At 34.2% G+C, this 21,827-nt stretch carries 23 protein-coding genes and 1 other RNA gene; 22 read left to right on the top strand and 2 right to left on the bottom strand.

Annotation, left to right across the window (positions count from 1 at the left end; translation table 11 throughout):
• Nucleotides 1-26 precede the first annotated feature (26 nt).
• Nucleotides 27-632, bottom strand: a complete 606-nt coding sequence (gene recU / locus AC1RPG_RS02620) for a Holliday junction resolvase RecU (protein ID WP_481761292.1) — start codon at nt 630-632, stop codon at nt 27-29.
• A gap of 111 nt (nt 633-743) precedes the next feature.
• On the opposite strand from recU, the gene AC1RPG_RS02615 reads away from it, so the two are divergent.
• The 18 genes from AC1RPG_RS02615 to purD all read left to right on the top strand — a co-directional run bounded on the left by AC1RPG_RS02615 (nt 744) and on the right by purD (nt 17,659).
• A complete protein-coding gene (locus AC1RPG_RS02615) occupies nt 744-1,310 on the top strand; it encodes an SLOG family protein (protein ID WP_481761293.1) in 567 nt (188 codons plus the stop codon).
• Nucleotides 1,311-1,376: 66 nt separating this feature from the next.
• A complete protein-coding gene (gpsB, locus tag AC1RPG_RS02610; protein ID WP_481761294.1) occupies nt 1,377-1,718 on the top strand; it encodes a cell division regulator GpsB in 342 nt (113 codons plus the stop codon).
• Between the two features lie 33 nt (nt 1,719-1,751).
• An RNA gene (gene rnpB / locus AC1RPG_RS02605) (RNase P RNA component class B) lies at nt 1,752-2,115 on the top strand.
• A 91-nt stretch (nt 2,116-2,206) separates the two neighbouring features.
• On the top strand, nt 2,207-3,343 hold the full coding sequence (locus AC1RPG_RS02600) for a THUMP domain-containing class I SAM-dependent RNA methyltransferase (protein WP_409022567.1): 1,137 nt from the start codon (nt 2,207-2,209) through the stop codon (nt 3,341-3,343).
• A 141-nt stretch (nt 3,344-3,484) separates the two neighbouring features.
• Nucleotides 3,485-4,087 carry a nitroreductase family protein gene (locus AC1RPG_RS02595; protein ID WP_481761295.1) on the top strand — a complete coding sequence of 201 codons (603 nt, stop codon included), beginning with the start codon at nt 3,485-3,487 and terminating at the stop codon, nt 4,085-4,087.
• Nucleotides 4,088-4,211: 124 nt separating this feature from the next.
• On the top strand, nt 4,212-4,604 hold the full coding sequence (locus AC1RPG_RS02590) for an EbsA family protein (RefSeq protein WP_481761296.1): 393 nt from the start codon (nt 4,212-4,214) through the stop codon (nt 4,602-4,604).
• A 175-nt stretch (nt 4,605-4,779) separates the two neighbouring features.
• Entirely contained in the window at nt 4,780-5,265 is a 486-nt protein-coding gene (gene purE, locus AC1RPG_RS02585) for a 5-(carboxyamino)imidazole ribonucleotide mutase (RefSeq protein WP_481761297.1), read from the top strand.
• Nucleotides 5,258-6,379 (top strand): 5-(carboxyamino)imidazole ribonucleotide synthase, encoded by a 1,122-nt coding sequence (gene purK, locus AC1RPG_RS02580; RefSeq protein ID WP_481761298.1) that lies wholly within the window; start codon nt 5,258-5,260, stop codon nt 6,377-6,379. Before purE ends, purK begins: the two co-directional genes overlap by 8 nt.
• A gap of 15 nt (nt 6,380-6,394) precedes the next feature.
• Complete coding sequence (gene purB, locus AC1RPG_RS02575) at nt 6,395-7,690, top strand: adenylosuccinate lyase (RefSeq protein WP_481761299.1); 1,296 nt, start codon at nt 6,395-6,397, stop codon at nt 7,688-7,690.
• Between the two features lie 200 nt (nt 7,691-7,890).
• Nucleotides 7,891-8,610 carry a phosphoribosylaminoimidazolesuccinocarboxamide synthase gene (gene purC / locus AC1RPG_RS02570; protein ID WP_481761407.1) on the top strand — a complete coding sequence of 240 codons (720 nt, stop codon included), beginning with the start codon at nt 7,891-7,893 and terminating at the stop codon, nt 8,608-8,610.
• The gene (gene purS / locus AC1RPG_RS02565; protein WP_409022561.1) at nt 8,610-8,861 is read left to right on the top strand and encodes a phosphoribosylformylglycinamidine synthase subunit PurS; all 252 of its coding nucleotides are present in this window, start codon (nt 8,610-8,612) and stop codon (nt 8,859-8,861) included. Before purC ends, purS begins: the two co-directional genes overlap by 1 nt.
• Nucleotides 8,862-8,863: 2 nt before the next feature.
• Nucleotides 8,864-9,538, top strand: a complete 675-nt coding sequence (gene purQ, locus AC1RPG_RS02560; protein WP_481761300.1) for a phosphoribosylformylglycinamidine synthase subunit PurQ — start codon at nt 8,864-8,866, stop codon at nt 9,536-9,538.
• A gap of 1 nt (nt 9,539) precedes the next feature.
• A complete protein-coding gene (gene purL, locus AC1RPG_RS02555) occupies nt 9,540-11,762 on the top strand; it encodes a phosphoribosylformylglycinamidine synthase subunit PurL (RefSeq protein WP_481761301.1) in 2,223 nt (740 codons plus the stop codon).
• Nucleotides 11,747-13,177: an amidophosphoribosyltransferase gene (gene purF / locus AC1RPG_RS02550; protein ID WP_481761302.1), complete on the top strand. Its 1,431-nt coding sequence runs from the start codon at nt 11,747-11,749 to the stop codon at nt 13,175-13,177. The genes purL and purF overlap by 16 nt, the downstream gene beginning before the upstream one ends.
• Before the next feature lie 10 nt (nt 13,178-13,187).
• On the top strand, nt 13,188-14,222 hold the full coding sequence (purM, locus tag AC1RPG_RS02545; RefSeq protein ID WP_481761303.1) for a phosphoribosylformylglycinamidine cyclo-ligase: 1,035 nt from the start codon (nt 13,188-13,190) through the stop codon (nt 14,220-14,222).
• Nucleotide 14,223: 1 nt separating this feature from the next.
• Complete coding sequence (purN, locus tag AC1RPG_RS02540) at nt 14,224-14,802, top strand: phosphoribosylglycinamide formyltransferase (RefSeq protein ID WP_481761304.1); 579 nt, start codon at nt 14,224-14,226, stop codon at nt 14,800-14,802.
• Nucleotides 14,803-14,806: 4 nt separating this feature from the next.
• On the top strand, nt 14,807-16,345 hold the full coding sequence (gene purH, locus AC1RPG_RS02535) for a bifunctional phosphoribosylaminoimidazolecarboxamide formyltransferase/IMP cyclohydrolase (protein ID WP_481761305.1): 1,539 nt from the start codon (nt 14,807-14,809) through the stop codon (nt 16,343-16,345).
• 51 nt (nt 16,346-16,396) lie between these two features.
• Nucleotides 16,397-17,659 (top strand): phosphoribosylamine--glycine ligase, encoded by a 1,263-nt coding sequence (gene purD / locus AC1RPG_RS02530; protein WP_481761306.1) that lies wholly within the window; start codon nt 16,397-16,399, stop codon nt 17,657-17,659.
• Nucleotides 17,660-17,721: 62 nt separating this feature from the next.
• Here purD and AC1RPG_RS02525 read toward each other — a convergent pair whose 3' ends face one another.
• Nucleotides 17,722-17,928, bottom strand: coding sequence for a cold shock domain-containing protein (locus AC1RPG_RS02525; protein ID WP_409022794.1), 207 nt, complete (start codon nt 17,926-17,928; stop codon nt 17,722-17,724).
• Between the two features lie 137 nt (nt 17,929-18,065).
• On the opposite strand from AC1RPG_RS02525, the gene AC1RPG_RS02520 reads away from it, so the two are divergent.
• The 4 genes from AC1RPG_RS02520 (at nt 18,066) to pyrR (ending at nt 21,784) form a co-directional block, all read left to right on the top strand.
• Nucleotides 18,066-19,724, top strand: coding sequence for a formate--tetrahydrofolate ligase (locus AC1RPG_RS02520; protein ID WP_481761307.1), 1,659 nt, complete (start codon nt 18,066-18,068; stop codon nt 19,722-19,724).
• Nucleotides 19,725-19,746: 22 nt separating this feature from the next.
• The gene (lspA, locus tag AC1RPG_RS02515; protein WP_481761308.1) at nt 19,747-20,190 is read left to right on the top strand and encodes a signal peptidase II; all 444 of its coding nucleotides are present in this window, start codon (nt 19,747-19,749) and stop codon (nt 20,188-20,190) included.
• A complete protein-coding gene (locus AC1RPG_RS02510) occupies nt 20,187-21,092 on the top strand; it encodes an RluA family pseudouridine synthase (RefSeq protein WP_409022551.1) in 906 nt (301 codons plus the stop codon). Before lspA ends, AC1RPG_RS02510 begins: the two co-directional genes overlap by 4 nt.
• Before the next feature lie 146 nt (nt 21,093-21,238).
• Nucleotides 21,239-21,784 (top strand): bifunctional pyr operon transcriptional regulator/uracil phosphoribosyltransferase PyrR, encoded by a 546-nt coding sequence (gene pyrR, locus AC1RPG_RS02505; RefSeq protein WP_481761309.1) that lies wholly within the window; start codon nt 21,239-21,241, stop codon nt 21,782-21,784.
• Nucleotides 21,785-21,827 lie beyond the last annotated feature (43 nt).

Here is a 21,827-nt window from a genome sequence, read left to right as displayed (position 1 = left end):
TCTCCTTTAATTATATAAAGCCTTAATTATAGATGCTCTATCATTTTATCAACGTATTTTAAATAGGGAATGACCGGATTTAAAGTATATTGTATCTCGAATCCTTCAGTTTGGACTGTTTTCAATGGAATTGATTTACGACCATTAACACTCTGCTTATCCCAGTAAGTAAATAGCGTTTTTGATGGTAGTAAGTAGACCTTACCTAAGGTTGTGAACTTCATTATAACAAAACTAATTCCTCTTTGTAATACACATGATTTCATATGGTTAATTTGGTGCTCATGAAAATTACTTAACGGAAATGAAGTTTTATTTTTAGTTTCTTTAGCTTCAAAATCTAAATAGTGGCCATCGTATATGCCATTGTAGTCAGTTGTTGACGCAGTTTGAAAGTAAGCTTCTTTAATAACAGCTGCACTTCGTTTAGGATAATCAACTTTTACAATTTGAATAGGCGTTGGTTTTTTGTGAATGACAGCCATATTATGAGCAAGGTAAAATGCGTTGCTTACGTTGATATCATCCTCTAATGACATCCCCCGTTTACCAAACAACAGCATATTTGACTTTTTTTGCGTATTTAAAGGTGATTGTTCATAAAGTTTTCCATTAGGATAATTAATACTCACAGTTATTTCACGCTCCAATCTAAAATATTATAACAATAAGTGATATAATTTAATAGCTTTAAAGGATTTGGTAACATATTCTTAATATAAGAAAGGAATATTTAATCAATTATGAAGCGTTTATGGGTGACTGGTTATAGAACATACGAATTAGGTATTTTTAATGAAAATGATCTTAAAATAAAAATCATTAAAAGCGCAATTAAAAAAAATATTATTAATGAAATAGAAAATGGATTGAAGTGGGTTATAACTGGCCCTCAGCTTGGTGTTGAGCAATGGACGGCACAAATTTGCCTAGATATACAAAATGAATATCCTGATTTCAAGGTATCAGTTATGCTACCATTCAAAGAGTTTGGTAATAATTGGAAAGATGATAAAAAATTAGTTTTAAATCAAATATTAAATGATGTAGATTTTTCTGATTATGTTAGTAAGGATACCTATCAGTCGCCACAGCAATTAAAAAATTATCAAACTTTTATGATAGAACACACAGATGGCGCGTTATTACTTTATGATTCAGAAAATGAAGGCAAAACAAAATTTGATTTATTAAAAATAAAGCAAACTAAAGAAGTGAAAAACTATGCATTACGTATGATAGATTTTATGGAATTAGAAGATATTGCAAACGAAATGGAAGAGGAACAAAATAATCATTTGAATTATTAAATAATTCTGCTATAATAAACAGGTATTAACATTATTTATGAGAAATTAGTGATGAGGTGTACGAATATGACGGATGTTAATTTTGTACCTAAAGATATCTTACAAAAACATTTTGAAACAAAAATGCGTGGATATGATTCTAAAGAAGTTGACGAATTTCTTGACGATGTTATTAAAGATTATGAAACCTTTGATAAGAAAGTCAAAAAACTTCAAGAAGAAAATGATCGTTTAATTGCTCAAGTCGACGAACTTACAAAACAGGTTACTGTTGGTAAAAGTTCACAGACGACCCAAACAACATCTACAACTTCAAATATGGATATTCTTAAACGATTATCTAATTTGGAACGTCGTGTGTTTGGTGCACAGTTAGATGAGAATGAAAATTCTAGAAATCAATTTTAAATTAATTGAATGATGTAATATAGATTCAGTGTAAATTTCGGGTAATTGCGGTCTATTAAGTTAGGCTGAGGAAAGTCCATGCTTGCACAAGCTGAGATGCTTGTAGTGTTCGTGCTTGGTGAAAAAATAAGCCAAGGTACCTTCGGGTAACGGCGGATAAAATGACTAAGGCTTCGGCTATGTCAAAGTAATCTGTAAAGTGCCACAGAGACGATACAATATTGGAAACGGTATTGCTGGAACGCGGTAAACCCCACGAGTAGGCAACCCAAACTTTGGTAGGGGCGCTTCATGACGGAAATGAACAAATCATGGGGGCAGATAATATCTGGAGATAGATGATTACCACTGATTTCATCGCCTGAGATGGATGACGTACAAAACATGGCTTATAGAAATTTACATGATTTCAGGATGAACTAGGATGAAGAATTTTCTTTTATCCTAGTTTTTTTATTAAAAAAATTAAATTATAGTGAAGGTGCAAAATGGAAACTTTTAAATTATTGGCAACCGCAGCTAGCGGTATTGAGTCAATTGTTGGAAACGAACTTAAACATATGGGTTATGATGTTCAAGTAGAAAATAGTCGTGTCCGCTTCGAAGGAACAATGGAAGATGTTATTAATACAAACCTATGGTTGAGAACCGCAGATCGCGTTAAAATCATTGTTGGTGAGTTTACGGCTACGACTTTTGACGATTTATTTGAACAAACAAAAGCAATCTCTTGGGATAAGTTTTTACCATTAGATGCGGAATTCCCTGTTCAAGGAAAATCTCAAAAATCAACACTCTATAGTGTTCCAGATGCCCAAGCAATCGTGAAAAAAGCAATTGTTGATCAATTAAGTGATGTCTATCACCGTACAACACGCTTACCAGAGACGGGTTCAAAATATCCATTGGAAGTTGCTATTAATAAAGATAACGTCTTATTGACACTTGATACAACGGGTAGCAGTTTATTTAAACGTGGTTATCGTGTTGAAAAGGGTTATGCTCCTTTAAAAGAAAATATGGCAGCTGCGTTAGTTATGTTAACTAATTGGTATCCAGAAAAACCTTTTGTTGATCCAGTATGTGGTTCAGGAACAATCCCAATTGAAGCTGCATTAATGGGACATAATATTGCACCTGGTATCGGTCGTTATTTTGTATTCGAAGATTGGGATTTTGTTGAAAAAGGACTATTTGATCGTTTAAGAGAAAAAGCAAAAGGTGAAGCAAATCTTGATGTAGTATTAGATATAGCAGGTTATGATATTGATGCTGGCATGATTGAAATTGCTAAAAAGAATGCCGCTGAAGCTGGCGTCTTGGATAGTATTGAATTCAAGCAACTTGCTGCAAAAGATTTTACAACAGAAAAAGAAAATGGTGTTTTAGTCGCTAACCCACCATACGGTGAACGATTGAGCGATACTGAATCTGTACGTGTTTTATACAAACAGATGGGTGTTGTTTATAAACAAATGCCTACTTGGAGTAAATATATCTTAACAAGTGACTTAACTTTTGAAGAATATTATGGTTCAAGAGCATCTAAAAAACGTAAGCTATATAATGGCTCATTGAGAACGGATTATTTCCAATATTGGGGTAAACGTAAACCAAGAGCATAATAAATAATAAGTTTAAAAGCTATCTAATCAACGATTAGGTAGCTTTTTTTATTTAAGATAAAAAAAATAAGTGTTATCTCTTTACTTATTAATAGTAAGTGATATACTAAGTTTATTCAAATAGAGAAGGGGAAATTAATTATGAAAACTCAATTATTAGATCTTATGGAACAACGTCGTTCAATTTACGCTTTAGGGGATAAAGTAAGTCAAACACCTGATGAAATTACTGGTGTTATCGAGGATGCTATAAAGAAATCACCAACATCATTCAATAATCAAACAATTAGAGCAGCAATTTTATATGGTAAAAATTCAGACATGGTTTGGGATATCGTTGAAAAACGTCTTAAATCTGAGGTTCCTAATGCTGAAGCATATAAGAAAACTCAAGAAAAGATTGCAACATTCCGTGCTGGATTTGGAACAATATTATACTTTATAGATACTGATGTTGTTGCTCAAAATGAAAAAGATTTTGCTTTATACGCTGATAACTTCAGAGTTTGGGCAGAACAAGGTTTGGGCGGTGCTCAACAAAGTGTTTGGACAGTATTAGCTGAAAATGGTATTGGCGCAAGTTTACAACATTATAATCCACTTATTGATACTGAAATTAAAAATGCGTTTAATATCCCTGGAAACTGGGAATTACGTGCACAAATGCCATTTGGTTCAATTGAAGCAGCGGCAGGAGATAAAGATTTCATGTTAGATGATGACAGATTCTTAGTTATTAAATAATAGTTCAAAAAGATGAAACTTAAGGTTTCATCTTTTTTTATGGAAAAATATAGAATATCTGATCAATTATGTTAAGCTTTAAATATAGAAGAATAATTTTATTGTGTTAGAGGAGATCATAAGCATGAAAAAATATCAAAAAACATATTTTTATCAACCCGAGCTAGCTAAAACGGTTATTTTATGGTCATGGACGTTCTGCTTATTTTTAGGTAGTTTATTATTATGGTTAGAGATAACAACATTACAAATTTGGACAATTGTTTTATTTATACTTTTTCTTATTGTATCAATTGTTCAAATCTTGAATCGTAAATTAATAGTTGACGACAAAAATATTAAGTTAACTAAGGTTATTCGAAAACATAATGAAATAATTGAAATTTCCGCAATAAAACAAGTTAAATTAAGAAGATTTGGACTATCTTTTTATTTAGCCAATAGTAAAAAGTCAGTTGTTTTGAATTCTAGAAGCAAGTTACAATTATACACGGACCTTAAAAAGGGAAATAAATGATGCCAATAGGTGTCATTTATTTTTTTATAAAAAAGAAATATTAAAAAGAGAAATAGCTTGAATATCCATTAAAATACGAACTATTTTTATTAATTTTTTAATTTCGTCCTTTTTTTGCTTTGACACAACGCTGAGTTGTTGATAGAATAGGTTTATTAAATTTGGAGGTAATCGAATGGCAAAGATAGCAATTGTAATGGGATCGATTTCCGACTGGACCACAATGAAATTTACGGCTAATTTATTAGATGAACTTGATATTGAGTATGATAAAAAAGTTATTTCGGCACATCGAATGCCAATAGAAATGATTAAATTTGCAGAAAGTGCGGATAAAAATGGGTATGAAGTTATTATTGCTGGTGCGGGTGGTGCCGCACATTTACCAGGAATGATTGCAGCTTCAACCGTCATCCCTGTAGTAGGCGTTCCGGTGCAGTCCCATGCGCTAAATGGAATAGACTCTTTACTGTCAATTGTTCAGATGCCTGCGGGAACACCCGTAGCAACTATGGCAATTGGTAAAGCAGGTGCAACAAATGCCGGCATCTTTGCCGCAAAAATTTGTGCCTTAAGTGATTCAACTATAAAAGATAATTTAAAGTCATATCAATTATCACTCCATCAAAAATCTTTGGAAAGTAGTGATTTACTTGATTAAAAGGATATTACCAGGACAAACAATTGGTATTATTGGTGGTGGTCAGCTAGGACAAATGATGACAACGTCTGCAAAAGAAATGGGTTATCGTGTGATTATATTAGATCCGCAAAAAGATTGCCCAGCTGCTCAGGTTGCGGACAAACAAGTGATTGCAGATTATGACGATGAGATTGCTATTTTAAATCTTGCAAAAATGTGTGATGTACTAACGTTTGAGTTTGAAAATGTAGATGCTGATACGATTGATGCAGCAAAGCAATATTGCTATGTTCCACAAGGGTCGACTGCACTGCGTATTTCACAAGATAGAATTAGTGAGAAACAATTTTTGGAAGCTCATAATTATCCAATCGCACCATTTAAATTAATACAAAGTTTTGATGATTTAGAAAATGCCATTAAAATAACTGGGTACCCATCAATTTTAAAAACGATTCGTGGCGGATATGATGGTAAAGGACAAGTTATTTTAAAGACAAGTGCTGATTTGATTGAAGCGGGAAAATTGATTCAAAATAGAACATGCGTGTTAGAAGGCTTTGTTCAGTTTGATCGTGAAGTTTCCGTTATCATTGCTAGAAATGAATTAGGCCAACAAAGTATTTTTCCGATTATCGAAAATCAACATCGTCATAATATTTTACATGAGAGTTCTTGTCCGAGTCGTTTATCGATTGAGACAAGAAAAGAAGTTGAAATTATTGCAAGTCAAATTGCTGATGATTGTTTGTCTGTTGGAACAATGGGGATTGAATTTTTTGTTTCAGATTCAGGTGGCGTTTATGTTAATGAAATTGCACCTAGACCACATAATTCCGGACATTTAACAATTGAGGCCTGTTCCTTATCACAATTTGAAGCGCATATTAGAGGAATTTGTAATTTACCAATGTTAAAACCACAGTTGTTAAGTCATGCTATTATGATTAATATTTTGGGACAACATGTCCAGTCAGTATTAAATGAAATTCAAAATGAAGGTCAATGGCGGTTTCATTTTTATGGTAAAAATGAAGCAAAACAAGATCGTAAGATGGGTCATGTAACGATATTAACCGATAATATTGAGCAAGCTAAAATTGATGTATATCAAACGAAAATTTGGGATTAAGAGAGGAAGATAAAAATGATTGATCGTTATACAAATGCTGAGATGGGTGCCATATGGTCAGATGAAAATAAATATAAAGCTTGGTTAGAAGTTGAAACATTAGCTAGTGAGGCTTGGGTTGAACTAGGCCATGTTCCAGCAGAAGACGCTGAAAAAATTCGTAAAAATGCTAGTTTTGATATTGATCGTATTTTAGAAATTGAACAAGAAACAAAGCATGATGTCGTTGCCTTTACAAGAGCTGTCTCAGAATCTCTAGGGGAAGAACGTAAGTGGGTTCATTATGGATTAACTTCTACAGATGTAGTTGATACAGCGTATGGATCTATTTTAAAACAGGCTAATGAAATTTTGCGTAAGGATATTGAAGAATTTATGGCTGTTTTAGCTGATAAAGCAGTTGAATATAAAGATACTGTTATGATGGGTAGAACACACGGTGTACATGCTGAACCAACAACATTTGGATTGAAAATTGCATTGTGGTATTCTGAAATGAAACGTCATCAAATTCGTTTTAATGATGCAGCATTAGATGTTGAAGCTGGAAAAATTAGTGGTGCTGTAGGAACATTTGCCAATATCCCAATGTTTGTGGAAACTTATGTTTGTGAGCATCTTGGAATTAGACCTCAAGAAATATCGACACAAGTCTTACCACGAGATTTACATGCTAATTATGTTTCTGAGATGGCTCTTCTTGCAACATCGATTGAAAAAATGGCAACAGAAATTCGTGGATTACAAAAAAGTGAGACACGAGAAGTTGAAGAATATTTCGCTAAAGGCCAAAAAGGTTCATCAGCTATGCCACATAAACGTAATCCAATTGGTTCAGAAAATATTACAGGGTTAGCGCGTGTCATTCGAGGACATATGGTCACTGCCTTCGAAGATGTTACATTATGGCATGAACGAGATATTTCACATAGCTCTGCAGAACGTATTATATTACCCGATACAACTATTTTATTAGATTACATGCTACGTCGCTTTACAAAAATAGTTAAAGAATTAACAGTATTTCCGGAAAATATGAAAAAAAATATGGACCGTACTTTTGGTCTTATTTACAGCCAAAGAGTTTTACTTAAATTAATTGATAGTGGCATGTCTAGAGAGGCTGCATATGATTTAATTCAACCTAAGACGGCAATCTCTTGGGATCAACAAATACAGTTCCGTCCCTTATTAGAAGCAGATGAACAAATAATGTCTGCATTAACTCAAGCAGACTTAGATGATGCTTTTGATTATCATTATCATATTAGAAATGTTGATGCTATTTTCGAACGAATTGGTCTCATTTAAAGAAATATGTAAACCATAAAGTTATTTTAATAGCTTTATGGTTTTTTGTTTGCCATAATACGAACTTTAAATTAAAAAAATATAAAAATAATCGTATTTTACCTTGATAAATTATATAGTAATTGTTAAACTATATTTGTAAAGAACGAACTATTTAGTTAAAAAGTATATTTTTATATGTTTTTATTCTTAAGGGGGCTATTCGCTTGGATCAATTGATTTACGAAGGAAAAGCTAAAGATGTTTATCAAACTAATGATGAAGAAGTATTAAGAATGGTATACAAAAACCAAGCTACCGCACTTAATGGTAAACGGAAAGAAGAAATATTAGGTAAGGGATTATTAAGCCATCAAATATCTGATATTATTTTTTCTTATTTAATGGCAAACGGTATTAAAACACATTTCATTGAAGATGTTTCTAAAACCGAACAATTAGTTAAAAAAGTTGAAATAATTCCAATTGAAGTTGTTTTACGAAATACTATTGCAGGTAGTTTTGCTCGTAAATTTGATCAAGTTGAAGGAACTAAATTAACAGTTCCTGTTATTGAATACTATTATAAGAATGATGCTCTAGACGATCCTGGAATAAATGAGTCACAAATTTTTGCGTTAAATTTTGCGACTAAAATAGAAATGGACGAAATAAAGAAACAAGTCCTTCATATTAATCAGCTACTGTATAAATTATTTAAAGACATCAATATTGATTTAATTGATTTTAAACTTGAATTCGGTCGGTATCATGGGGAACTTATTTTGGCAGATGAATTTTCACCTGATAATGCACGTTTATGGGATTCGAAGACACATAAATCATTAGATAAGGATATTTTCAGAAAAAACCAAGGTAGCATTATTCCAGTATATCAAGATGTTTTAAACCGACTAAAAAATCGAAATGAGGTCAAATAATGTATAGTGTAAAAGTTTACGTTACATATAAAGAATCAGTTTTAGATCCGCAAGGTCAAGCTGTTAATGAAGCGATTAACCGATTAGGATTCTCAGGTGTTAGTGACGTTCGAGTTGGTAAATATTTTGTGTTAAAGGTTGAAGCAACTGAATTAGAGATAGACCAAAAAATTGATGCGATTTGTGATAAATTATTAGCTAATCCAAATATGGAGCAATATCGTTACGAACTTGAAAAAGTGGAGGCTTAATCATGAAATTTGCAGTTGTTGTATTTCCTGGTTCAAATTGTGATTATGATTTACTTCACGCTATTCGGGATGGTTTACATGAACAAGCTGAGTTTGTGTCGTATACAGAGGAATCTCTTGATGGTTTTGATGGTGTATTACTTCCAGGTGGATTTTCATACGGCGATTACTTAAGAAGTGGGGCAATTGCCAGTTTATCACCCATTATGAATGAAGTGAGACGTTTTGCGGATGAAGGTAAACTAGTGTTTGGAACCTGTAATGGATTTCAAATGTTAACGGAAATGCAACTACTTCCAGGTGCATTAATTCAAAATAAAAATATTAAATTTATTTGTAAGCCAGTTACTTTGGAAATTGTTAATAATCAAACGCGTTTTACAACTGATTATAAAACGCAAACGACAATTGAATTACCAATTGCTCATGGCGAGGGTAATTATTATTGTGATGATGAAACATTAGCTTCTCTTAAGAAAAATAATCAAATTATTTTTAGATATCAAGATAACCCAAATGGAAGTATTGATAATATTGCTGGAATTATTAATGAGCGTGGAAATGTACTTGGTATGATGCCGCATCCAGAACGTGCTATTGAAGCATTGCTCGGTTCAACGGACGGCCTAAATTTATTTAAATCGATGTTAACGACATACACAGAGGGAGTGGGTTAATTTGGTTACAAAACAAGAACCGACGGCACAAATAATTGAAGATACCAAATTATATCAAAATTGGGGATTAACTGATTCAGAATATAAGTTAATTAAAGATGATATTTTAAGTCGTCAACCTAACTATACTGAAACTGGTTTATTTTCAGTAATGTGGAGTGAGCATTGTTCTTACAAAAATTCCCGCCCCGTTTTAAAACATTTTCCAAATTCTGGGCCGCAAGTTTTACAAGGACCTGGAGAAGGTGCTGGTGTTATTGATATTGGTGATGGTAAAGCAGTTGTATTTAAAGCTGAAAGCCATAATCATCCCTCAGCTGTTGAACCCTATGAAGGTGCCGCAACAGGTGTCGGCGGTATTATCAGAGATATTTTTTCAATGGGGGCAACACCTATTGCACTTCTTGACAGTTTACGTTTCGGTGAACTAGATAATGAGCACACTAAGTATCTTGTTTCAGAAATTGTAGCTGGTATCGGAGGATACGGTAACTGTATTGGTATTCCAACTGTTGGTGGAGAAATAGGATTTGATCCTTGTTATGAGGGTAACCCACTAGTAAATGCAATGTGTGTTGGACTGATTGATCATAAAAATATTCAAAAAGGCCAGGCAAAAGGTGATGGAAATCTAGTTATTTATGTTGGTGCTAAAACGGGTCGTGATGGTATTCATGGGGCAACGTTTGCTTCTGATGAATTTGCTGATGATAAAGAAACACAGCGTTCAGCTGTTCAAGTTGGTGATCCATTCATGGAAAAATTATTAATGGATGCTTGTCTCGAACTTATTCTAGATCATCCAGACTGGTTAGTTGGTATTCAAGATATGGGAGCTGCTGGATTAGTTTCGTCAACTGCTGAAATGGCCTCGAAAGCTAAATCAGGGATGGTACTTGATTTAGATAACGTTCCACAACGTGAAACTAATATGTCTGCTTACGAAATGATGTTATCTGAATCTCAAGAACGGATGGTTCTTTGTATTAAACCTGAATTTGAAACTAAAGTTATCAATTTATTTAAAAAATATGATTTAGAAGCCGTTAATATCGGGTATGTAACAGAAAATACGGATTATGTTTTAATACATGAGGGAAAAATTGTTGCTAATATTCCCGTTGATTCTTTAGCAAGTGATGCACCAGTCTATCATAAGGAACAAAAAGAACCTGCAAGAATCAGCAAATTTAAAGCGCAGTCTGATTTTATACCTGAAATAGAAAATACGAAGCAAACTTGGTTAGATTTGTTACAACAACCAACAATCGCATCCAAAAAATCATTGTACGAAACGTACGATTCTCAAGTTAAAGTCAATACAGTGGTTAGACCTGGTAGTGATGCAGGTGTTATTCGAATTAGAGAAACTAATAAGGCACTCGCAATGACAACAGATTGTAATGCGCGTTATATTTACTTGAATCCTAAGGTTGGTGGTCAAATTGCTGTTTCTGAAGCAGCGCGTAACATAGTTGCATCTGGTGGACAACCACTCGCTATTACAGATTGCTTAAATTATGGACGTCCTGAAAATCCAGAAATTTTTTGGGAATTTGATCAAAGTGCTATCGGTATTTCTGAAGCATGTGACTTATTTAATACACCTGTTATTTCTGGTAATGTCTCTTTATATAATGAATTTAATGAACAAGCCATTTATCCAACGCCAATGATTGGAATGGTTGGTTTAATTAAAGATGTTAAAAATATAACAACGCAAGATTTTAAACATGCTAATGATTTAATTTATTTAGTGGGTACAACTTATAATGATTTTAATGGTTCAGAAATTCAGAAAATGACTACTAACGAGATTTCCGGAGATATTAAACATTTTGATTTAAAGACTGAACAAAGTAACCAAGCGTTTGTTTTAGAAGCTATCGAATCTGGTTTAGTCGAAAGTGCACATGATTTATCTGAAGGTGGTCTAGCCGTTGCTTTAAGTGAATCCGTATTTAAAAACGATTTAGGTATTGATATTAATGTAAATATGACAGATGCACAACTTTTCTCAGAATCACAATCGCGATTCATTTTATCGATTAAATCAGAAAATAAGACAGATTTTGAAAATTTAATGAATCAAACTGCTGAAAAAATTGGCTGTGTTACAGCAGACCAATTAATTAACGTGACGACAAAAGGGAGTAAGATAACTCTTACAACTTCTGAAGCCAAACAAGTTTGGGAGGATGCAATTCCGTGCCTAATGAAATAAGAAGTTTAAATGAAGAATGTGGTGTTTTTGGTGTTTGGGGAAATGAAGATGCAAATCAGATTACCTATTTTGGTCTGCATAGTTTACAACATCGCGGCCAAGAAGGTGCAGGAATTGTATCAAATGATGAAGGTAAACTAATTGGTTATAGAGGATTAGGATTACTATCAGATGTTTTTAGAAATCCTGAAAAAATAAAAAAATTAACCGGTAATGCAGCTATTGGACATGTACGTTATGCAACGGCCGGTAGTAACGGAATTGATAACATTCAGCCATTTTTATTTGATTTTTACGATACACAGTTTGCCTTAGCCCATAATGGTAATTTAACTAATGCGGTAACGCTTAGAAATGAGTTAGAGCAAGATGGGGCTATTTTCAAATCAAGTTCGGATTCAGAGGTTTTGATGCACTTAATTCGTCGTTCATCACAAGACACTTTGCATGAACAGGTTAAAGACGCATTAAATCAAGTACATGGTGGGTTTGCTTACTTATTAATGACGTCAAACTACATGATTGCGGCACTTGATCCAAATGGATTTAGACCACTATCTATTGGTCAAATGGTAAATGGTGCTTACGTCGTTGCAAGTGAAACCTGTGCTTTAGATTCTGTTGGGGCAGAATTCGTTCGCGATGTGAACCCTGGTGAAATCGTCACTATTACTGACGAAGGGCTATCAATTGACGTTTATACAACTGAAACTAAAATGTCAATTTGTTCAATGGAATATATTTATTTTGCAAGACCGGATTCGGATATTTGTGGGATTAATGTCCATTCTGCTCGTAAAAGAATGGGTCGCAAACTAGCACGAGAAACGGGTATTGATGCAGATATGGTTATTGGTGTACCAAATTCCTCATTGTCTGCAGCTAGTGGTTATGCAGAAGAAAGTGGCATTCCTTATGAAATGGGATTAGTTAAAAATCAATATATTGGCCGGACCTTTATTCAACCCACCCAAAGACTTAGAGAACAAGGGGTGCGAATGAAATTATCAGCTGTTAAAAGCGTGGTTAAGGGTAAAAAGATTATTTTAGTCGATGATTCAATTGTTCGGGGGACAACGAGTAAACACATTGTTAGATTGTTAAAAGAAGCTGGAGCTGCTGAAGTTCATTTGCGAATTGCGTCACCACCTCTTAAATACCCTTGTTTTTATGGGATTGATATTCAAAAGCAATCTGAATTAATTGCCGCAAATAAATCAATTGAAGAAATGAAGGCTATTATTGGGGCAGACTCATTAGCATTTCTAAGTGAAGCTGGATTAATTGCTTCAATTGGTTTGAATTTAGATGCCCCATATTCAGGACTATGTATGGCTTACTTTAATGGTGATTATCCAACGCCATTATATGATTACGAGGATGAGTATTTAGCAAACTTAACGACAGAAAAGTGAGGACTTCAAAATGGTAAATGCTTATCAAAAATCGGGTGTTGATGTGAATGCAGGGTATGACGTCGTTAATCGAATTAATAAACAAATGTCACTGGTAAATGAAACAAGTTCAGTTGGTGGATTTGGAGGACTCTTTGATCTCAGTCGATTAGGTATTATAGAGCCACTTATGGTTTCAGGTACTGATGGCGTTGGCACCAAATTGATGGTTGCCTTTGAAACAAATCGACATGACACAATTGGGATTGATTGTGTGGCTATGTGTGTTAATGACATTGTTGCTCAGGGTGCAACGCCTCTATACTTTTTGGACTACTTAGCGACTGGCAAAACTGAACCTCAAAAAATTGAAAGTATTATTTCTGGGGTAATTAAAGGATGTCAAACAGCACATATGAATCTTATTGGTGGTGAAACAGCTGAAATGCCAGGGATGTATCAAAAAACACATTATGATATGGCCGGATTTGCGGTTGGTGTTGTTGAAAAAAGTCAATTAATAGATGGTCATTCAATTCAAGAAAATGACATTTTAATTGGAATTTCGTCAACCGGTATTCATTCAAATGGATTCTCACTTGTTAGAAAGATATTTCTTGAAGACATGGCTTTTAATTTAGATGAAGCTTTACCAGAAATACCTAATGAATCACTTGCTGAAATATTAATGACACCAACAAAAATTTATGTAGATGATCTGATTCCTTTATTTCAAGATAATTTGATTAAAGGCGCAGCACATATTACAGGTGGTGGCTTTATTGAAAATATACCAAGAATGTTACCAGAAGGGCTAAAAGCAACAATTAATCTAGGATTATGGCCAGTACTACCAATTTTTGATGCCATCTCTAGATACGGTGAGATACCCCATTCAGAGATGTATGAAATTTTTAATATGGGTATTGGAATGGTTTTGGCTGTTGATAAAGCTAACGTTGAACAGGTGCTGACACAATTAAATAAAGAAACTGTACACGCTTATGAAATAGGCAGTATAGAAATTAAAAATACTGATCAAACGGTCGAATTGGTAGGTAAATAAAATGGTCAAAGTAGCAATTTTTGCATCAGGGACCGGTTCTAATTTTGAATTTATTGCAGATAATCAGGCATTAAAAGATGCAGGATTAGAAATTGAAGTTTTAGTTTGTGATCGACCAAAAGCGGCTGTCATTAAAAAGGCAGCACGTAGAGGAATTCCAACCTTTATTATTCAACCTAAAGACTTTGAAAATCGTAGTCATTATGAACAAGTGATTGTTAATGAATTAGCTAAGTATCAAATCGACACCATTTTATTGGCGGGTTATATGCGTGTGATTACAAGTACATTATTGAGTAAGTATCCGATGGAAATTATTAATATTCATCCCGCAATGTTACCCCTTTTTCCAGGTATTCATGGAATTGAGGATGCGTATAAGGCAGGTGTTAGTGTAACTGGTGTGACGATACACTACATTGACGAAGGTGTTGATACGGGGCCAATTATAGCGCAACAAAGTATTCCTATTTTACCAAATGAAACACTTGAACAATTGGAAAGTAAGATTCATGATGTTGAACACCAACTATATCCAAAGGTGATTCTAAATTTATTAAACAATAAAAAGGGAGATTAATAAGATGAAAAGAGCTTTGATAAGTGTATCTGATAAAACTGGTGTTGCAGACTTCGCTCAGGGATTAATCAAACGTGGATTTGAAATTATTTCAACTGGTGGTACGTTTAATATTTTAAAGGATGCCGATATCGCTGTAATTAGAATTGAAGATGTGACTCACTTTCCAGAAATGCTTGATGGACGAGTTAAAACATTACACCCAATGATTCATGGTGGGTTATTAGCAAGGCGTGACAATCCAGCTCATATGGCTAAATTAGAAGAAGAACATATTGCCTTAATCGATTTAGTTTGTGTAAACTTATATCCCTTTAAAGAAACGATTGAAAAACCTGGTATTACTGAGTCAGAAGCTATTGAGCAAATCGATATTGGTGGGCCTTCAATGTTGCGTTCTGCTGCCAAAAATTTTGAATCTGTTTATGTTGTTGTCGATAAAGCTGATTATCCGTCTGTTTTAGATAAACTCGATGATGATAAAATGGATAATCAGTTTCGTCGACAATTAGCAGCTAAAGCGTTTAGACACACGGCTGCATATGATACTTTAATATCATCTTATTTAACAAAAGAATTAGAAATTGAATTTCCTGAAAAATTGTCATTAACATATGATTTCAAACAAGGAATGCGTTATGGTGAAAATGCACATCAAAAAGCGGCTTTCTATCAATCAGCTTTACCAAATGCTTTTTCGATTGCTGCCGCTAAACAATTACATGGTAAAGAGTTATCGTATAACAATATTAAAGATGCCGACGCTGCTTTAAAAGTTGTCTCAGAATTTAAGCAACCTGCTGTCGTTGCGATGAAACATATGAATCCTTGTGGGGTTGGTACTGGAGAAACGATTAATGCTGCATGGAAAAAAGCATTTGATGCTGATAAAACGTCAATTTTCGGAGGCATTATTGCCTTAAATCGTGAAGTTGATTTAGAAACAGCAACTGAATTACATCATTTATTCCTTGAAATTATTATCGCACCAAACTTCACAGATGCTGCATATGATATTTTAGCTAAGAAGAAAAATCTTCGTGTTATGACAATTGATTTCAGTCAAAAGGACCAAGCTGATAAATATGAATATGTCTCAGTGATGGGTGGCTTACTTGTTCAAGAACGTGATCAAGTCATTGACCAAATGGAAGAATTAAAAACGGTAACTGAAAAATTACCAACAAGTGATGAAAAAGAAGCAATATTATTCGCTCAAAGAATTGTGAAGCATGTTAAGAGTAATGCGATTGTAATTGCAACTAAGGATCAAACACTTGGAATTGGTGCGGGTCAAATGAACCGTGTCGGATCGGTTAAAATTGCGTTAGAGCAAGCACTAGAACATGGGATGGTAGAACCATTTGTCTTAGCTTCAGATGCTTACTTCCCAATGGATGATAGTGTTGAATATGCTGCTGATCATGGTATTACGGCAATTATTCAACCGGGAGGGTCAATTAAAGACCAAGAGTCAATTGATATGGCTAATCGCAAAAATATTGCTATGGTATTTAGTGGCCGTCGTCATTTCAAACATTAAATTGTTAAAATGAGTCTATCTTTTTAACCTATGAAAGGATTATTTTAAATAATGAAAATTTTAGTTATTGGTTCTGGCGGACGTGAACATGCCATCGCACGTAAATTTATTGAAAGTGATACTGTCTCAGATGTTTACTGTTTACCCGGAAACCCTGGGATGAATAACAACGGGATTAAATCTGTGGGTATTGATATCACTAATTGGATTGGCATGACAACCTTTGTCCGTGAAAATGACATTGATTGGACTTTTGTTGGACCAGAAATTCCACTGATAGATGGCATAACTGATTTTTTTCGTGAAGAAAACCTAGTTATATATGGGCCTTCAAAAGCCGCTGCCCAGTTAGAGGGGTCAAAGGAATTTGCGAAACAAGTTATGGCGTCAGCCAATATCCCGACAGCTAACTATCAGACATTTACCGATTACCAGACTGCATTAGATTATATGACGCACCAATCATTCCCAATAGTTATTAAAGCAAATGGATTAGCTGGTGGTAAGGGCGTTATTATTGCTCAAGATCTATCAGAAGCAACTGATGCTTTGCGTTCATTTTTAGTCCAACAACAATTTAATACAACAGAAGTATTAATTGAAGAGTACCTTGAGGGTGAAGAATTTTCATTGATGGCATTTATTGATCGAGATAAAGTTTATCCGATGCCAATTTCTCAAGACCATAAACGGGCATTTGAGGGAGATAATGGTCCTAATACCGGCGGAATGGGCGCATATTGTCCAGTTCCACAAATTTCAGAAGATGTTGTTACGGAATCAATTGAAAAAATTGTTCAGCCAACAGCGGATGAAATGATGAAACGTGGTATTCCATTCACAGGTATTTTATATGTGGGAGTAATTTTAACTAAAGACGGTCCAAAAGTAATTGAATACAATGTTCGGTTTGGCGACCCCGAAACTGAAGTCGTATTACCAAGATTAAAAACGGATTTTGCATTAGTTATTTCAAAATTATTGCAGCATGAAAGTCCATCTTTACAATGGGAAACAGAGGGAATCACTCTAGGTGTCGTTATTGCCGCTGATGGGTATCCAGAAAATCCTGAAAAAAATATTACATTACCCAATTTAAGTGACTTTAAGTCACTTTCCAACAGAATTGATTTTGCAGGTGTAAAATTAGTTGATAAGAAATTAGTTAGTGCAGGTGGACGCATTTATATTATGCATGAATCAGGCGTAGACATGGCAGATGCACAACAGAAACTTTATCAGTTAATTGCTGATTTTGAAGCACACAAAACATTTTACAGAATGGATATTGGTTATAGGGCGAATCTAAAATAAAAAAACGTTCATGTTTACTTATAGTACAAGTAAGCATGAACGTTTTATGAGTTTATGACAGATTAATTAGTGACAATTGAAACATTTGCGGCCTGTAAACCACGGCTACCTTCTTTAATTTCAAATGTTACATTTTGACCAGTTCCAAGTACTTTAAATGCGTCAGATTGTATAGCGGTATAATGGACAAATATCTCTTTTTCATCACCATAAGCAATGAATCCATAACCTTTTTGTGCGCTAAACCATTCAACAATGCCAGATTCCATATCAAACGCCTCCCAAAATTGGTCGTAAAGTTTAAGTACTTCTACAGTATAGGTAACTTTAACCAGTAGTGCAACTAATGACAATCGCAGTTTTCTCAGTTATACTTAAAAGAACTTAATATGAAGGGATGATCAATTTGAACGATATAGAAATTGCACAAAAAAACGTGATGAAACCAATCGAAGAAGTAGCTAACGAGATTGGTTTGAAAAAAACTGATATTGAACCATATGGTAATTTTAAGGCAAAAATAAACTTACCTTTAGATTTACCTAAAAATAAAAATTCTAAGTTAATTCTCGTTACAGCAATTAGTCCCACTCCAGCTGGAGAAGGTAAATCAACCGTAACAGTTGGTTTAGGGGATGCTATGCATCGTTTGAATGAGAAAGTTATGATTGCTCTCAGAGAACCTTCTTTAGGTCCTGTTATGGGGATGAAGGGTGGCGCAACTGGTGGTGGTTATTCTCAAGTTGTCCCAATGGAAGATATTAATTTACACTTTACAGGTGATATGCATGCTTTAACAACTGCAAATAATACACTTGCTGCTTTGATTGATAATCATATTCAGCAAGGTAACGATTTAAAAATTGATCAAAGACGTATCATTTGGAAACGAGTACTTGATATTAACGATCGTGCATTACGCCATGTTGTAGTAGGCCTTGGTGGCCCAATGCAAGGGATACCTAGAGAAGATGGATTTGATATTACAGTTGCCAGTGAATTAATGGCTATTTTGTGTTTGTCAAAAGATATTAAAGATCTAAAATCAAGAATCAGTGATATTGTTGTAGCATACAATATAGATAAAAAACCAATTACAGTTGCTGATTTAGGTGTAACTGGTGCAATTAGTTTGTTATTAAAAGATGCAATTAAACCTAATTTAGTTCAGACTTTAGAGCATACACCTGCCATTATTCACGGCGGACCTTTTGCTAATATCGCACATGGCTGTAATAGTGTTCTTGCAACACAAACTGCCTTACAATTGGGCGACTATGCAATTACGGAAGCGGGATTTGGGGCTGACTTAGGTGCTGAAAAATTTCTTGATATCAAAACACCAATCTTAGGTAAGACACCTGATACAATTGTTCTTGTTGCTACAATCCGCGCTTTGAAAATGCATGGCGGAGTTGCTAAAACTGAATTGAATACTGAAAATGTTGCTGCTTTAAAAGCAGGATTTGTTAATTTAAAGAAGCATGTTGAAAGTATGCAGCGTTATGGCATTCCAGTTGTTGTTGCTATTAACAAGTTTACTGCTGATACAGATCTTGAAGTCCAAACTTTGATTGAACTTACCTCTGAAATTGGTGTTTCCGCTATACCTGCAGATGTTTGGGGACAAGGTGGTGCCGGTGCTCTTGATTTAGCAAAAAAGGTGATTGAAACAACGAATGAGATTCATGAATTTAAAGCATTGTACGAGGCTGATGATTCTGCTGAAACTAAAATTGAAAAAATTGTTAAAACGATTTATGGTGGCGCTAAAGTTGAATATGCACCTAAAGCAAAACAGCAATTACGTCAGTTTAAAGAATTGGGATGGGATAAATTACCTATTTGTATGGCAAAAACACAGTATTCATTGTCAGATAATGCTAAACTGTTAGGAGCACCTACGGAATTTACAATTCATATACGTGAATTTAATCCTAAATTAGGATCGCGTTTCTTAGTTGCACTAACTGGAAATGTCCTAACGATGCCTGGATTACCTAAAGATCCAGCTGCAAATCATATGGATATTGACGATAATGGCCTAATTTCAGGGTTATATTAATTAAGAATTAAGAGGATTTAATATGATTTTATATGCATTATTAGCAATAATTATTTTAGTTGTAGATCAAGTAGTGAAATACGTGGTTTCAGCTAATATTGCGTTGAACACGAGTCAAACAGTTATACCTAATTTTTTATCGATTGCTAATATTAGAAACGATGGTGCAGCTTGGAGTTTACTGGCTGGAAAACAATGGTTCTTTTTTATTGTTTCTGTTTTAGCATTAGGATTAATGATTTATTACTTTTATAAATATAGAACAAACATGGGCTATAAGTTCAGCATTACATTGATGATTGCTGGAACATTAGGCAACTTTATTGATCGATTGAGATTTGGTTATGTTGTTGATATGTTTCAAACAGATTTTGTTAACTTTCCAATTTTTAACGTGGCGGATACTGCGTTAACAGTTGGCGTTATCATTTTATTAATAATTGTTTTAAAGGAAGACGATAAATGACAGAATTAGTAATTCAAGATGAGACAGGACGTCTCGATAAGGTTATTGCGAAGTTAATGCCTGAAATATCTAGATCAAAAGTACAACGCTGGATTGAAAGTGGCGATATTTTAGTTAATGGTAAAACAGAAAAGACTAAATATGCCGTCCAACCAGGAGATAAAATTAATTTAGTAGAACCTGAACCAGTTGAGTTAGATTTAATACCACAAGATATCCCATTAGACATTGTTTATGAAGATGATGATGTTATTGTTGTGAATAAACCGCAAGGTATGGTTGTTCATCCATCACCGGGGCATGCAGATGGTACATTAGTTAATGCATTATTATTCCATAGTCCTTTATCAACAATTAATGGTGCCTTTAGACCAGGAATTGTTCATCGAATTGATAAGGATACTTCTGGACTTTTAATGGTTGCTAAAAATGATAAAGCACATCAATCATTAGCTGCTCAATTGAAAGCAAAAACGAATATTCGTGAATATATTGCTTTAGTACACCAACCGATTAAAGAAGAATCAGGAATTATTAAAGCACCACTCGGTCGTTCACCAAAAGATCGTATGAAGCAAGCGGTTGTTAAAGATGGACGTCCAGCAGTGACACATTTTAAAGTGGAAAAAAATTATGAAAACTACTCACTTATTAAGTGTCAGTTAGAAACAGGTCGTACACATCAAATTCGTGTTCACATGCAATATATTGGGCACCCAGTTGTAGGTGATCCCTTATATGGGTCACGTAAAACAATTAAAGGGCATGGTCAATTTTTACATGCAGCTAAGCTTGGATTTAAGCATCCAACAACGGGTAAAGAGCTTATTTTTGAAGTACCAATCCCACCTATTTTTAAAAGTACGCTGGATTATCTTGACAAAACAAACGCTATCAGGTAACATGAAAATCAATAAAGTTCCTTTAAAATAGTCCTGTGAGACTAAAAGGTAATGTGCGAATAGATTTCTTTTCTAGAAGTCTGCCTCTTAGTCTAAGTATTTTTAGATTAGGGGGCTTTTTTATTGGAAAAAAGGAGGAATACTAGATGGCAAAAGAAGTAGTAGATTCGTTAGGTATGAAACGTGCTTTAACCAGAATGACATACGAAATTATTGAAAAGAATAAAGGTATTGATAATCTGGTACTGATTGGAATCAAAACAAGAGGCATCTATTTAGCAAGACGAATTGCGGATCGCTTAAAACAACTTGAAGGTGCTGATGTTTCAGTGGGTTCACTAGATATTGCACTTTATCGTGATGACCGACATGATGCAAGTTTAGGTAATGAACCAACTGTTAATACGCAAGGTGAACAAATTGATTTTGATATTACAGGTAAGCAAGTTATATTAATTGATGATGTTTTATATACTGGACGTACAATTAGAGCTGCACTTGATGCTTTAATGGATCAAGGAAGACCTCAAACTATTAATTTAGCCGTTCTTGTTGATCGAGGCCATAGAGAATTACCAATAAGAGCTGATTATGTTGGGAAAAATATTCCTACCTCGTCAGATGAACAAGTATCAGTTTCAGTAGAAGAAATTGATGGCAAAGACTCAATTGAAATTGAAAGAATTAAATAATAAATCGTTAAGATGTTCCAGAGAGAGCAAACGATTTAGAAAT

This window comes from Dellaglioa sp. CoH-57-MRSF-18 (genome assembly GCF_056781995.1).
The sequence above is the reverse complement of the archived record's forward strand: the minus strand, read 5'-3'. Positions and strand labels throughout refer to the sequence as shown.